The sequence below is a fragment of the Wenzhouxiangella limi genome, from assembly GCF_010499265.1.
In the GTDB taxonomy this organism is placed as follows: domain Bacteria; phylum Pseudomonadota; class Gammaproteobacteria; order Xanthomonadales; family Wenzhouxiangellaceae; genus Wenzhouxiangella; species Wenzhouxiangella limi.
This window is the reverse complement of record NZ_JAAGSC010000034.1, coordinates 77552-90398: the sequence shown is the minus strand read 5'-3', so window position 1 is coordinate 90398 and position 12847 is coordinate 77552. Positions and strand designations below refer to the sequence as shown.

General features: G+C 66.9%; 16 protein-coding genes. 1 reads left to right on the top strand and 15 read right to left on the bottom strand.

The window, feature by feature from the left end:
• Window positions 1-3: 3 nt before the first annotated feature.
• From cysQ to G3I74_RS04530, 12 genes are all read right to left on the bottom strand, one after another.
• Window positions 4-810: a 3'(2'),5'-bisphosphate nucleotidase CysQ gene (gene cysQ, locus G3I74_RS04585; RefSeq protein ID WP_164210414.1), complete on the bottom strand. Its 807-nt coding sequence runs from the start codon at window positions 808-810 to the stop codon at window positions 4-6.
• Between the two features lie 6 nt (window positions 811-816).
• Window positions 817-1659 (bottom strand): tol-pal system protein YbgF, encoded by an 843-nt coding sequence (ybgF, locus tag G3I74_RS04580; RefSeq protein WP_164210413.1) that lies wholly within the window; start codon window positions 1657-1659, stop codon window positions 817-819.
• Window positions 1659-2186 (bottom strand): peptidoglycan-associated lipoprotein Pal, encoded by a 528-nt coding sequence (gene pal / locus G3I74_RS04575; protein WP_164210412.1) that lies wholly within the window; start codon window positions 2184-2186, stop codon window positions 1659-1661. The genes ybgF and pal overlap by 1 nt, the downstream gene beginning before the upstream one ends.
• 44 nt (window positions 2187-2230) lie before the next feature.
• Complete coding sequence (gene tolB, locus G3I74_RS04570; protein ID WP_203594538.1) at window positions 2231-3538, bottom strand: Tol-Pal system beta propeller repeat protein TolB; 1308 nt, start codon at window positions 3536-3538, stop codon at window positions 2231-2233.
• Window positions 3531-4460 carry a cell envelope integrity protein TolA gene (gene tolA, locus G3I74_RS04565; protein WP_164210410.1) on the bottom strand — a complete coding sequence of 310 codons (930 nt, stop codon included), beginning with the start codon at window positions 4458-4460 and terminating at the stop codon, window positions 3531-3533. Before tolA ends, tolB begins: the two co-directional genes overlap by 8 nt.
• Window positions 4461-4683: 223 nt before the next feature.
• Window positions 4684-5109 (bottom strand): protein TolR, encoded by a 426-nt coding sequence (gene tolR, locus G3I74_RS04560; RefSeq protein ID WP_164210409.1) that lies wholly within the window; start codon window positions 5107-5109, stop codon window positions 4684-4686.
• A gap of 5 nt (window positions 5110-5114) precedes the next feature.
• Entirely contained in the window at window positions 5115-5810 is a 696-nt protein-coding gene (tolQ, locus tag G3I74_RS04555; protein WP_164210408.1) for a protein TolQ, read from the bottom strand.
• A gap of 7 nt (window positions 5811-5817) precedes the next feature.
• Entirely contained in the window at window positions 5818-6237 is a 420-nt protein-coding gene (ybgC, locus tag G3I74_RS04550; protein WP_164210407.1) for a tol-pal system-associated acyl-CoA thioesterase, read from the bottom strand.
• The gene (gene ruvB, locus G3I74_RS04545) at window positions 6234-7280 is read right to left on the bottom strand and encodes a Holliday junction branch migration DNA helicase RuvB (RefSeq protein WP_164210406.1); all 1047 of its coding nucleotides are present in this window, start codon (window positions 7278-7280) and stop codon (window positions 6234-6236) included. The genes ybgC and ruvB overlap by 4 nt, the downstream gene beginning before the upstream one ends.
• Window positions 7281-7284: 4 nt before the next feature.
• Entirely contained in the window at window positions 7285-7869 is a 585-nt protein-coding gene (gene ruvA / locus G3I74_RS04540) for a Holliday junction branch migration protein RuvA (protein ID WP_164210405.1), read from the bottom strand.
• A complete protein-coding gene (gene ruvC, locus G3I74_RS04535; protein ID WP_164210404.1) occupies window positions 7866-8354 on the bottom strand; it encodes a crossover junction endodeoxyribonuclease RuvC in 489 nt (162 codons plus the stop codon). Before ruvC ends, ruvA begins: the two co-directional genes overlap by 4 nt.
• 24 nt (window positions 8355-8378) lie before the next feature.
• A complete protein-coding gene (locus tag G3I74_RS04530; protein WP_164210403.1) occupies window positions 8379-9119 on the bottom strand; it encodes a YebC/PmpR family DNA-binding transcriptional regulator in 741 nt (246 codons plus the stop codon).
• 150 nt (window positions 9120-9269) lie between these two features.
• Here G3I74_RS04530 and G3I74_RS04525 point away from each other — a divergent pair, with 150 nt between their 5' ends.
• The gene (locus G3I74_RS04525; protein ID WP_164210402.1) at window positions 9270-10319 is read left to right on the top strand and encodes a hypothetical protein; all 1050 of its coding nucleotides are present in this window, start codon (window positions 9270-9272) and stop codon (window positions 10317-10319) included.
• Between the two features lie 10 nt (window positions 10320-10329).
• On the opposite strand, the gene G3I74_RS04520 is transcribed toward G3I74_RS04525, so the two are convergent.
• The 3 genes from G3I74_RS04520 to aspS form a co-directional block, all read right to left on the bottom strand.
• Window positions 10330-10737, bottom strand: coding sequence for a hypothetical protein (locus tag G3I74_RS04520; protein WP_164210401.1), 408 nt, complete (start codon window positions 10735-10737; stop codon window positions 10330-10332).
• Between the two features lie 108 nt (window positions 10738-10845).
• On the bottom strand, window positions 10846-10986 hold the full coding sequence (locus G3I74_RS04515; protein WP_164210400.1) for a lipase family protein: 141 nt from the start codon (window positions 10984-10986) through the stop codon (window positions 10846-10848).
• Entirely contained in the window at window positions 10983-12749 is a 1767-nt protein-coding gene (aspS, locus tag G3I74_RS04510) for an aspartate--tRNA ligase (protein ID WP_164210399.1), read from the bottom strand. The genes G3I74_RS04515 and aspS overlap by 4 nt, the downstream gene beginning before the upstream one ends.
• Window positions 12750-12847: the final 98 nt, after the last annotated feature.

Below are 12847 nucleotides of genomic sequence, written 5' to 3'. Positions count from 1 at the left end.
CGGTCAGGTAGAGCGCTTGAACCAGTCCGGCCGGGAACGGGCGCAGGCAATGAAATGGGGGTTGAGCAGGGACTCGCGGGCGTTATAGGTCAGTGGCTCGCCGGTCTCGACATTGAGCACCTGCCCGCCGGCGGCCTCGACCACCGCCTGAGCCGCGCACGTATCCCATTCGCTGGTGGGGCCTAAGCGCGGGTAGACGTCGGCGGTGCCGTCGGCGACCAGGCACAGCTTGAGCGACGAGCCCATGACGACCAATTCGGCCCGGCCCAGCGCCTCGACGAAAGCGTCGACCTGGGGCGTGTTGTGCGACCGGCTACCGACCACCTGCCAGGGCCGATCGGCCTTGGGGTCGGCGACCTGAATGCGGTCAAGCACCCCGCTGCCCACCTGGCGCCAGGCGCCCTCATGGCGGGCGGCGAAATACCACTTCTGCAGCGCCGGTGCATAGACCACCCCCAGAACGGGGCGATGATCGCGGACCAGGGCCACGTTGACGGTGAACTCGTCGTTGCGCTTGAGAAATTCCCGGGTGCCGTCAAGCGGATCGACCACCCAGCACTCGGTCCAGTGCCGGCGCTCGTGCCAGGGGGCCTGCTTCGACTCCTCGGACAGAATGGGAATGTCGGGCGTCATCTCCTGCAAACGGGCCACCAGCAGCCGATTGGCCGCCAGGTCGGCCGCCGTCAGGGGGCTGTCGTCGGTCTTGTGCTCGGTCTCGAATCGCTCCGGATCGGCATAGATCTCCAGGATCGCGGCACCGGCCTCGGCCACCGCATCACGAACCTGCTGCAGGGTCTTCTTCAGATCCATGCTGGCTCAGAAATGGCCAGCCAGGCGCATGTCCCGCAAGCGGCTTTCGGCCAGTCGCGCCAGGGTCGTGCCCGAGTGCTCGCTGCGCACCTGCTCCAGCGCGGCGCGTGCCTCGGTCCACTGGCGCAGCTCGAAATGACTGAAGCCGACTTTCAGCAGCGCATCACCCTCCTTGCTGCTGCCGGGATAGCGCTCCCGCAACTGATCGAAAAAGCGCAGCGCGGTTTCGAAGTCACGCGTAACGTAGTAGGTTTCGGCCAGCCAGTACAGCGCGTTCGGCGCGTAGCTCGATTCCGGAAAGCGATCGAGAAAGGTGGAAAATCCCTCGGCCGCATCTGCATAACGCTGCTCTCGCAGGGCCCGGAATGCCCGATCGTAGGCGGCCTGCTCCTCCTCGGTCGGCGTTCCCAGGTCACGCGCAGCATCCGCCGTTCCGCCCGCCAGCGGTGCGACTTCCATGCCGGCGTCGATGGGCGCGCGCACGTCGGGTACGTCTGCAATCACCGGGGCTTCCGGCGCCGTTGAACCGGCGTCATCTGCCTCGGGATCAGCGGACGCCTCGTCTTCAACCGGTTCGGCCAGCGGAGAGATCGCCGTGACCCCGTCCTGACCCAGCGCCTGCAGACGCTGATCGAGGTCGAGATATTGATCGCGCTGGCGCCGACGCAGGTTTTCCAGCTCGCGCTGCTGCGCCTCGACCAGGCCACGCAATTCGCGCACCTCTTCCAGCAGGGCCTGCATCTGGTAAACGGTATCGCTGCCGTCCTGGGCCCGGGTCGGAAGCACGACGGCGGCACTCAATGCCGCCGCCATCACCACGCTACAAAATCGTGTGGTTTGCCTGACCATCAGCGAGCGGTGTAGACGATCTCCACACGCCGGTTGCGCTGCCAGCAATCTTCACTGCTGTCGCGACACACCGGGCGCTCCTCGCCGTAGCTGACCACTTCGATCTGGCGACCGGCAACCCCGGCAGCCCGGAGCAGATCCTCCACCGCGTTGCCCCGGCGCTCGCCGAGACCGAGGTTGTATTCCCGCGATCCACGCTCGTCAGCGTGCCCCTCGAGAATGACGCGGGCCGTCGAGTTGCCCTGGATGTAGGCAGCGTGGGCGTCGATGATGGGACGGAACTGGGCGCGGACGTCCGACCGGTCGAACTCGAAGTAGATCGTGCGCTGGCTCAGCAGGCTGTCCGGGTTGTCCAGGTTGCGGGCATCGGTGAAGTCACGCGGGTCGACGCGATCGACCTCTTCTTCCACCGGCGGTGGCGGCGGCGGAGGTTCCGGTGCCGTCGGTTCTTCCCGGACATCTCGTGCGCAGGCCGCCAGAAAGGCAGCCAGCATCACGAGGGCGACGAAACGAATTGCAGTCTTCATGAAACCTCCCGGATCCTGTCAAATGAGATGTTGGCGCTTCAAAATTAACGTAATATCGGTGACCAGGCCGGCTCGCGGACGTCGCCTTCACTATCCACCAGTCTCTGGCGAATGCGGCCATCGGCGGATACCGCCGCCAGCACGCCGCGGCCATTTTCGCGCGACCCGTACAACAGCATACTGCCGTTCGGGGCAAAGCTCGGAGACTCGTCCAGCCGGCCGTCTGATAATACACGCAAACGCTCGGTTTCGCGATCATGGATTGCGATCCGGAAATCGTTGTCGCCTTCGCTGTAAACCGTCGCCAGGAAGCGCTCCTCGAGCCCGATCGAGACCCGGGCGTTGTAGTTGCCCTCCCAGGTCACCCGCTCGACGTTGTCCCCGTCGGCGTCCATGACGTAAATCTGCGGCCGACCCGCCCGGTCAGAGGTGAAGTAGATTCGCTCTCCGTCCGGCGACCAGGCCGGCTCGGTGCTGATCGACCAGTGCTGGGTCAACTGCTCTTGGCTGCCGCTGTCCAGATCGATTACCCAGACATCCGGACTGCCGCCGCGCGACAGACTCACCGCCAGCCGCTGACCATCCGGCGAAAAAGCCGGCGCCCCGTTGATGCCGGGGCTTGAGCTGACCACCTCGGTCTGGCCGGTAAACAGATCCTGGACGATGACGTTGGACCGTCCGGTCGCAAACGACACGTAGGCCAGCCTGCGGCCCTCCGGTCCCCAGGCCGGCGACAGCAGCGGCTGGGTATTGCGCACCACCGTCTGCGGGTTGAAGCCGTCGGCGTCGGCCACCACCAGCTCGAACAGCTCGTCCGGACCGCCGATGTCGGTGACCACCACGTAGGCAATCCGGGTGGCAAACGCCCCGGGAATGCCGATCAACTCCTCGTAGACCGCGTCGGTGACGCGATGGGCGCCGAAGCGCAGATCCCCCGGTGCGACCGGCAGGGCCTGCGACAGCAGGATGCGGCCGCTGTGAACGTCGAGCAGGTGGTACTCGATCTCCTGGCCGATGCCGTCGGGCGCATCGATCACCCGACCGATCACGATGTGATCCACGCGCAGCAGGCGCCAGCTGCCGAAGCGCACTTCCGGCGGCCGGGTGGGACGCTCAATCATGCTGTCTTCGGCCATCGGCTCGAACAGCCCGGAACGGGCCAGGTTGGCGCTGATGATTTCGTGTACCGGGCTGGCCGGCTCGGGCATCTCCGATTCCCAGGCAAACGGCACCACGGCGATCGGCATGGCGCCTTCGACGCCGTCGACGATCTCGATGCGCAGCTGGGCCTGGGCCAGCAGCGGCAGCAGCAAAAGCCCGAACAACACGACCGCGCGCAGACCGCTAGCCATCGAAACGGAATACAAACTCGATTTCTCTGTTAAAGACACTCTCATAACCTCGATAGGGTAGCTCACCGACCCGGTTAACGGCCGCCACGATGGAACGACGGGTGGCCTGGTCGGCGTTGCAGGGTTGGACGATTTCGGCGGCGATGATTTCCCCGCCCGGAATCTGGAATACGCGCACCGTGCACTCCACGCCGGGTCGGGTCGTGGGCGGCCGGTTCCAGTTGCGCGTAACCAGGGTACGGATGGTGATGATGTACTCCTCGCGAAGCGTCGCGCGCCGGGCATCGGCCTGGGCCTGCTCGTCCTGCAGGCGCAGCCGTTCGGCCTCCTCCTGCGCGCGCTGCTCGGCTTCCTGCGCCTCGCGCCGTTCGGCGATTTCGGCCAGGCGGCGCTCCTGCTCCTCGCGCTGACGTTCAGCGGCCTCGCGCTGGGCGCGCAGTTCGGCCAGTTCGGCCAGGCGCTCCTGTTCCTCGCGCTGGCGCTCCTCCTCGGCCAGGCGGCGCTGCTCTTCGCGTCGGGCCCGGGCCTCGGCCTGGCGCTCGGCCTCCAGCTCGCGCTCGCGGCGCTCGATTTCCTGCTGGCGCCGGGCCTCTTCCTCGGCCTGGCGACGCTCCTGCTCCTGGCGCTCCTGCTCCTCTTGCTGGCGCTGACGCTCAGCCTCTTCCTGACGCTGCCGTTCTTGTCGCTGCTGTTCCTGGCGCTGCTCGCGCGCCTCGCGCTCGGCATCCTCGGCCTGGCGCTGCTCGGCCACCGGCCCCTGATCGACCAGCGTGACCTGTACCGGCGGCAGTTCGCGCTCGAATGGCTGCCAGTTCCAGCTGCCGAGAACCAGCACCGCCAGCATGAGCAAATGCACGCCCAGCGCCAGCCCCAGCGCCTGGAGCTGATCCCGTATGGCCTGCTTGCGGGTTTCTGAAATCACGCCTGGAAATATTTCACGCCGCCGATGAAGGAACATGAAGGCCGGTTGACCAAGCAGTCGCCTGTCGGTCTGCAAGCGGCCGAGCTGAGCTCACCCCCGATTCCCATGCCATCAAAACCCATCCTCTTAACAAGTCTGCGTTCATCGCCATCCATGCGCGCGAACCGTTGGTATCGACTGAGATTTTCCCGGCAAGCTTGCGCAGATCCACGGCCCGGGCCGGTCACTCCTGCTCGGGATCGCCGGTGAGCCCGACCGAGGCCACGCCGGCGCGCTGGAGCTCGACCATCGCGCTGTAGATGAACTGGTAGGGCACGTCGCGATCGCCGCTGACGGTGACCTGCAGCTGGGGGTTGCGCGCCGCGATCGCCGCAACCGTCTCGCGCAGGGTGTCGCCGTCGATCAACTGCGGCGCATCGCCGGTGTCGAGGTAGAACTCGCCGCTGCGGGTCACCGTCACCAGCAGCGGATCACCCTGGTCTTCCATCGGTTCGGCCGCGCCGGTGGGCAGCTCGACCTCCACGCCGAGGTTCATCAGCGGGGCGGTGACCATGAAGATGATCAGCAGCACCAGCATCACGTCGATGTAGGGCACGACGTTCATTTCCGACATGCGCTTGCGCCGGCGGCGGACGTGGACTTCCGACATGGCGCTCAGCCCTGCTCCCGGAGACGCCGCGCCTGGCGGTGCAGGATGCCGGCGAACTCCTCTTTGAAGTTGTCGAAGTGCATTTCCAGCCGATCGACCTGGGCGGAGAACTTGTTGAACGCCACCACCGCCGGAATGGCGGCGAACAGGCCCATGGCGGTGGCGATCAGTGCCTCGGAAATACCGGGCGCGACCATGGCGATGGTCGCCGACTGAGCGCCGGCCAGACCGCGGAAGGAATTCATGATCCCCCAGACCGTGCCGAACAGGCCGACGTAGGGGCTGACCGACCCCACGGTCGCCAGGAAGCTGAGCTGGTTTTCCAGCCGCTCGAGCTCACGCGTCAGGGCCACGCGCATGGCCCGCTGGGCGCCGTTGCTCAGGGTCTCGGGATTGGCGTGCTTGTCTTCGCGCAGGCGGGCGAATTCGCGAAAACCGGCCTCGAAGATCGACTCCAGGCCCTCGCGCCCGGCGCGGTTGCCGGCCACGGCGTCGTAGAGCTTGCTCAAGTCGGCGCCGGACCAGAATTTCTCCTCGAACTCGCGCGCGCGCTTGTCGGCCCGGGCCAGCATCTGGCGCTTGCGGAAAATCACCATCCAGGACAGGATCGAGGCCAGCACCAGCAGCAGCATCACGCCCTGCACCAGCAGGCTGGCCTCCATGATCAGTTCCCAGATCTGCAGCTGTTCGTTCGATTGCATGGGTTGTTCAGTTTCCCTGGAATTGACGGATAGCCGCGTGCAACTCGCGCGGCATGCGGGTCGGCCTGAAGTTGGCCGCGCTCAGGCAGGCGATGGCCACCTGACCGCAAGCCAGCAGCAGGCCGTCTTGCCGATGCACCTGCTGGCCGATGCGCATGGATGCGGCCCGAAGCTGTTCGACGGCGACATCGACGGCAAGTTCATCCTCGAGCCGGGCAGGTTGGCGAAAATCCAGCTGGACCGAGGTCACCACGAACAGGCAGCCCGTGCGCTCGCGCAAGCCCACCTGCGGAAAGCCCAGCGCCAGCAGCCAGTCCGAGCGGGCCCGCTCCATGAAGTTGAGGTAGCGGGCGTGGTAGACCACGCCGCCGGCATCGGTGTGCTCCCAGTAGACCCGGTAGCGCCAACTCGAGGGCACGGCGCTCACGGCTCGCCGGCCGGACTTGACCCGAACAGGTCGCCGGCAGGCGCTTCGGGCGGATTGAGTCCGAAATGACGCCAGGCGCGCGAAGTCGCCATGCGGCCGCGGGCGGTGCGCACCAGGTAGCCTTCCTGGATCAGGTAGGGCTCGATGACGTCTTCGAGCGTGCCGCGCTCTTCCGACAGCGAAGCCGACAGGCTTTCCACCCCGACCGGACCGCCGCCGAAATGCTCGATCAGCACCTGCAGCAGGCGCCGGTCCATGGTGTCGAAACCGCGCTGGTCGACCTGCATCATCTCCAGCGCGCTGGCGGCCACCGCGCCGGTGATGCGGCCGTCGGCGCGCACCTGGGCGAAATCACGCACCCGCCGCAGCAGGCGGTTGGCGATCCGGGGCGTGCCGCGCGAGCGTCGGGCGATTTCGCCAGCGCCGTCGTCCTCGGCCGGGATGTCGAGGATGCCGGCCGAGCGCGCGACGATCCGGGCCAGGTCGTCGATGCCGTAGAACTCCAGGCGCTCGACGATGCCGAAGCGATCGCGCAGCGGCGAGGTCAGCAGGCCGGCGCGCGTGGTCGCACCGACCAGGGTAAAGCGCGGCAGGTCGAGCTGGATGGAGCGCGCCGCCGGGCCTTCGCCGATGATGATGTCGATCCGGTAGTCCTCCATGGCCGGGTACAGCACCTCCTCGACCACCGGGCTCAGGCGGTGGATCTCGTCGATGAACAGCACGTCACCGGGCTCGAGGTTGGTCAAGATGGCGGCCAGGTCGCCGGCGCGCTCCAGCACCGGGCCGGAGGTCTGGCGCAGGTTGGTGCCCATCTCGGCGGCAATCACGTTGGCCAGCGTGGTCTTGCCCAGCCCGGGCGGGCCGAAGATCAGCACGTGATCCAGGGCCTCGTGGCGCCGGCGGGCCGATTCCAGGTAGATTCCCAGACGCTCTTTCATCACCGGCTGACCGATGTACTCGGCCAGCCGGCCCGGGCGCAGGCTTTCCTCGATCCGGGCGTCCTCGCCGGTCGTCGCGGCGCTGATCAGGCGCTCTTCTTCCATGCCCTCAGCCCTGCATCTTGTGCTTGAGTGCCAGGCGGATCAGCGCCTCGGCCGACTGGTCGGGGGCCTCGACCGAGCGAATCATCTTCAAAGCCTCGGTCGAGGAGTAGCCGAGCGCGGTCAGGGCCGCGCGCGCCTCGCCGGCGGCGTCCATCGCCGCGCCCGCAGCACCGGGGCCAGTCTGCAGATCGCTCAGGCGTCCGCGCATCTCCAGCAGCAGGCGCTCGGCGGTCTTCTTGCCGATACCGGGCAGCCTGGTCAGGGCCTGGGCGTCGCCGGCCTCGACCATGAGGGCGAAATCGCGGCTGCTCACACCCGACAGGATTGCCAAGGCCAGGCGCGGGCCCACCCCCGAGACCTTGAGCAGCGATCGGAACAGCTCGCGATCGGCCGCCTCGACGAAGCCGTAGAGGGTGTGGGCGTCCTCGCGCACGATCAGCTGGGTGAGCAGGGTCAGCGGCTGGCCGAGCGGCGGCAGGCGGTCGAACACCGACAGCGGCGCTTCGACCTCGTAGCCCACGCCGGCCACGTCGACCAGCAGATACGGCGGCTGGCGCTCCAGCAAGGTGCCGTGCAGACGGGCGATCATCGCAGGACCACCCCGGCCGGCAGGCGCGCGCGGGTCTGGGCGGTGTGCAGGTGGCACAGGGCCACGGCCAGGGCGTCGGCGGCGTCCTCGGCCGGCGCTTCGGCCAGCTTGAGCAGGATGCGGGTCATGTGCTGGACCTGCTCCTTGGCCGCCCCGCCGCGCCCGACGATGGCCTGCTTGATCGCGCGCGGGGCGTATTCGTGTATTTCCAGGCCGCAGGCAACGGCCGCGCAGACAGCCGCGCCGCGCGCCTGGCCCAGCTTGATCGCCGCCTGCGGATTGCGGCTCATGAACACCGTCTCGACCGCGGCGATGTCGGGCCGAAAAGCCTCGATCAGCTCCTGCACGCGGGCAAAGATCATCCCCAGGCGCTCGGGCATCGGCCCCCCGCCCAGGCGGACCGACTCGGCGTGGACCAGCACGTCGCCTTCGATGATGCCGACACCGGTAATCCGCGAGCCGGGATCCAGGCCGATGATTCTCATCGCCCCAGCCGTATCCCGCATTCTTCAATCATCGTAAGCCTCGGCCGGCATGTCGGCGTTGGACCACACGTCCTGGGTATCGTCTAAGTCTTCGAGCATATCGAGAAACTTCAGCACGCTGCGACCGGTCTCGACGTCCACCTCGACCAGCGTGCTGGCGCGCTGGGTGACCTCGGCTTCGGCGTACGCCAGTCCGGCCTCCTGCAGGGCATCGCGCACCGCCTCGAAATCCTCGGGTGCGGTCAACACCTCGATGCTGCCGTCATCGTCGCTGACAATGTCTTCCGCGCCCGCTTCCAGCGCGGCTTCCATCACTTCTTCCTCGCCGGTGCCGGGTGCGAAGCTGATCACGCCTTTCTTTTCAAACAGGTAGGCGACCGACCCGTCCGTGCCCAGGTTGCCGCCGTACTTGGAAAACGCGTGCCGCACCGCGGCCACGGTGCGGTTGCGGTTGTCGGTCAGGCAGTCGACCATCACCGCCACGCCGCCGGGCGCGTAGCCCTCGTAGCGCAGCGCCTCGTAGGACGCGCCCTCGAGTTCGCCGGTGGCCTTCTTGATGGCGCGCTCAATGTTGTCCTTGGGTACGTTGGCCGCGTTGGCCTTGTCGATCCCTAAGCGCAGGCGCGGATTGGCTTCCGGATCGCCGCCGCCTTCGCGCGCGGCCACGCTGATCTCTCGGATCAGGCGGGTGAAGATCTTGCCGCGCTTGGTGTCCTGCGCTTTCTTCCGGTGTTGGATATTGGCCCACTTGCTGTGCCCGGCCATGGGGTAGATTCCTGCAGTCGGTCAGCCTGACATTCTAGCGCATGGGCCGCGCCGGTCTCGCGCGCGCAAGAGGGTTTCAAACCGGTTCAGGCCCAAGTCAGCCGAACGGGGTACACTCGGCTAAACCAATGATGTCAGGAGACCGCCACCATGCGCCTGTCCGCACTAGTTCTCGCGCTGATGATCGCCGGCAACGCCAGCGCCAACGGCGAACTCAACGTTCTTACAGACCTGTTTTCCCCCTTCCCGCCCGGCTGCGTGGCCTTGAGCCTGCCGGAGGCGGCCGCCTCCGGCGATAACCTGATGTGGGATGAGACCGTCTTGGCGCCGAGCGTGGAAACCGGAACGCTGGACAGCGAAGTCCGCGTGCAGATCTGGCGTACGGGCTGTACCGATCAGGGACGCTCCGTGGTGATGGTCAGGCTGCAGAACCTGAGCGACTCGCTGGTGCTGGTGCCGCAGATTTTCGTCGAGGCCGGCGAAGCCGAGCTTCCGTTCCACGAAGCCCAGCTGATCACCCGGCCTGCCGTCGGCAACATCGGTGCCTCCGGCAACGTCATGTCGGCGGCCGGAGAAACCTTCATGGTCTCGGCAGATCCGGTTTCCATCGACGAAGAAACCTTCTTTTCGGTAGATGAATACAACGAATTGTTTACCCTGGAACTGTTCTGGGGCGGATTTGCGCCGGCCGTCAATCAGGGCGAGCTGTTCCCGGTCTTTCCTTATGAACCCGAGCTCGATCCCCCGCAGTTCGACTTTCCTCTGCTGCACGGGCGCATGAGCGGCTCCTACACCGTGCCGGGCAAGGCCGCCACCGGGCTGTTTCTGAACGTGGCCGAAACCCTGATCGACACCCCGGACGGTCCGGTAGACGCCAATTTCATCTTCGCGGTGTTTTTCACCTACTTGAACGGCGAGCCGGTATGGGTGGTCGGCAACACGCCCGGCATCGAGCCCGGTCCGGACCTGGTCGAACTGGACATGCAGATCATCGAGGGCGGTCGATTCTTCACCGACCCGGGCTCTTTCACCGACGACGACGTCATCCGCGATTCGATCGGTACGATGCAGATCGAGGTGCTGGACTGCAATACCCTGCTGCTGAACTACGACTTTGCCGGCAGCGGTCTCGGCGTCGGCAGCCTGACCGTCGAGCGCCTGGCGCGGATCGCTGGCTACGACTGCAACCCCTGGAACTGACGAAAGCGGATCAGCCGCCGCGGTCAAAACGGCCGCGGCGCAGAAACCCGGCAACCGCCGACACGACCTCGGCCGAAAGCACCAGGCCGGTATGCGAGACCGGCAGCTCGATCGCATCGGCCGCGCCGGGCAGGCGGGTCTCGGCGGCGGCGATGGTGCCGTCGTGCGGCAGCGGCAGCTTTTCAAACATCCGGCCCAGGCCCATGGACCGGGTGCCGGCCACCACCCCGGTATCGCGCCCGCCGGGCGCGTGCGAAAACCCGTATTCCAGCGCCGTGCGCGCCTTGCCCACCACGGGCCGGGTGATTTTCATCTCGGCGATCCGTCCCGCGGCGGCCGAGCCCTGCACCGGCGCGCCCAGCAGCGCGACCCGCCCCGGCGGCAGGCCGGCCCACTCGTCGAACATGCGCAGGATCACCAGCCCGCCCAGGCTGTGGCCGACGAAATGCAGCGTCCGGTGGTCCAGGGCGCGGGCAAAATCGAACAGTGCGCGCGCATTGCTCGCCAGCGAACGCGAGATCGTGGGCTAGGCAAACCGGTGCGTCCTGAAGCCGTGCGCCTCCAGGCGGCGCGCCATCAGCGCCAGGCTGACCGGACCGTACCAGAGCCCGTGAACCAGCACCACCGGCGCCCGTTCGGCGGACGCGGGGGCGGTCGTTGCGGTCATTTTCCCGGCTTGAGCTGAATATGCAGCTCGTCAAGCTGGGCGGCATCAACCACCGAGGGCGCCCCGGTGAGCGGACAGCCCGCCGTGGTGGTCTTGGGAAAGGCGATGACCTCCCTGATCGAATCCTCGCCGCACATCAGCGCAGCAATCCGGTCGATGCCGAACGCAATCCCGCCGTGCGGCGGGCAGCCGTAGCGCAGGGCTTCGAGCAGGAAGCCGAAGCGCTGCTTCGCCTCGGCTTCATCAATGCCGAGCAGGTCGAACACGGCCTGCTGCAAAACGGGATCGTGGATACGAACCGAGCCGCCGCCGATCTCGGCGCCGTTCAAGACCATGTCGTAAGCGCGCGACACCGCCTCACCGGCATGCGCCTTGAGGCTTTCCGGGTCGGCCACGGCCGGTGCCGTAAACGGGTGATGCAGGGCGTCGTAGCGCGCCTCGTCCGGGTCGAACTCGAACATCGGGAAATCGACCACCCACAGCGGCCGCCAGCCCGGCTCGACCAGCGCCAGGTCGCGCCCCAGCTTGAGCCGGAGCGCGCCCATGAAGGCGTTGACCACCGGCTTTTTATCGGCCCCGAACAACAGCAGGTCGCCGGCCGCGGCGCCGGTGGCCTCGAGGATGCCCGCGACGGCACTGCCGTCCAGGAACTTGGCGATCGGCGACTGCACGCCCTCGATGCCGGCTGCCGGGTCCTTGACCTTCATCCACGCCAGCCCCTTGGCACCGTAGCGCCCGGCGTAGGCGGCGTAGTCGTCGATCTGCTTGCGCGACTGCCCGGCCGCACCCGGTGCTTTCAGGGCCACGACGCGACTGCCCGGGTCGTTGGCCGGCCCGGAGAAAACCTTGAATTCGACCTCGCGCACGGCATCACAGATCGTCACCAGCTCCAGCGGGATGCGCAGGTCGGGCTTGTCGGAGCCGTAGCGGCGCATGGCCTCGGCCCAGCTCATGCGCGGGAACGGGCCGGGCAGTTCAACGTCGAGCACCTCGCGGAACGCCGCCCGCACCATGCCTTCGGCAATCGCCTGGACGTCGGCTTCGTCGACAAAGGCCATCTCCAGGTCGAGCTGGGTGAATTCGGGCTGGCGGTCTGCGCGCAGGTCCTCGTCGCGGAAACAGCGCGCGATCTGGTAGTAGCGGTCCATGCCGCCCATCATCAGCAGCTGCTTGAACAACTGCGGCGACTGCGGCAGGGCGAAGAAACTGCGCGGCTGGGCACGGCTGGGCACCAGGTAGTCACGCGCGCCTTCCGGCGTGGCCCGAGTGAGGATCGGCGTTTCGATATCGAGAAAATCGTGACCATCGAGATAGCCGCGAATGGCGCGGGTCAGGCGGGTGCGCAGGCGCAGGTTGCGCTGCAGGCGGTCGCGCCGCAAATCCAGATAGCGGTACTTCAGCCGCACCTCCTCGCCGTCGTCGTCGCTCATCAACAGCGGCAGCGGCGCGCTGGCGTTGAGGATTTCGACCGTCTCGGCAAGCAGTTCGACCCGGCCGGTGGCCATGTCCGGGTTCCACTGGCTCTCCGGTCGCAGCCGCACGGTGCCGGTAACCCGGACGCAGAACTCGTTGCGCAGCTTCTCGGCCTCGGCAAAAGCCGGCTTGTTTTCCGGCTCGACCACCACCTGCAGCACGCCGGCGTGGTCGCGCAGGCCGATGAAGATCAAGCCGCCGAGATCGCGCGAGCGCGCGACCCAGCCGCACAGGACGACGGACTGGCCGGTGAGGTTTTCGGTGACGTTGCCGCAGAGATGGGTGCGCATGATTATTTTAAGGACCAGGGATTAGGGGGGAGGGCCTAAGGGTTACGGGTTACGGGTTACGGCGACTTAAGGGTTTTCCTTGGACCGTGATTCGCGCC

Bases quoted from the DNA above. Each gene is read 5' to 3' on its own strand.
- G3I74_RS04530 (WP_164210403.1), bottom strand. From the start codon at position 9,119: ATGGCCGGGCACAGCAAGTGGGCCAATATCCAACACCGGAAGAAAGCG.
- ruvB (WP_164210406.1), bottom strand. From the start codon at position 7,280: ATGGAAGAAGAGCGCCTGATCAGCGCCGCGACGACCGGCGAGGACGCC.
- ruvA (WP_164210405.1), bottom strand. From the start codon at position 7,869: ATGATCGCCCGTCTGCACGGCACCTTGCTGGAGCGCCAGCCGCCGTAT.
- G3I74_RS04515 (WP_164210400.1), bottom strand. From the start codon at position 10,986: ATGACCGCAACGACCGCCCCCGCGTCCGCCGAACGGGCGCCGGTGGTG.
- tolR (WP_164210409.1), bottom strand. From the start codon at position 5,109: ATGTCGGAAGTCCACGTCCGCCGCCGGCGCAAGCGCATGTCGGAAATG.
- G3I74_RS04525 (WP_164210402.1), top strand. From the start codon at position 9,270: ATGCGCCTGTCCGCACTAGTTCTCGCGCTGATGATCGCCGGCAACGCC.
- cysQ (WP_164210414.1), bottom strand. From the start codon at position 810: ATGGATCTGAAGAAGACCCTGCAGCAGGTTCGTGATGCGGTGGCCGAG.
- aspS (WP_164210399.1), bottom strand. From the start codon at position 12,749: ATGCGCACCCATCTCTGCGGCAACGTCACCGAAAACCTCACCGGCCAG.
- tolB (WP_203594538.1), bottom strand. From the start codon at position 3,538: ATGGCTAGCGGTCTGCGCGCGGTCGTGTTGTTCGGGCTTTTGCTGCTG.
- ruvC (WP_164210404.1), bottom strand. From the start codon at position 8,354: ATGAGAATCATCGGCCTGGATCCCGGCTCGCGGATTACCGGTGTCGGC.
- ybgF (WP_164210413.1), bottom strand. From the start codon at position 1,659: ATGGTCAGGCAAACCACACGATTTTGTAGCGTGGTGATGGCGGCGGCA.
- tolQ (WP_164210408.1), bottom strand. From the start codon at position 5,810: ATGCAATCGAACGAACAGCTGCAGATCTGGGAACTGATCATGGAGGCC.
- pal (WP_164210412.1), bottom strand. From the start codon at position 2,186: ATGAAGACTGCAATTCGTTTCGTCGCCCTCGTGATGCTGGCTGCCTTT.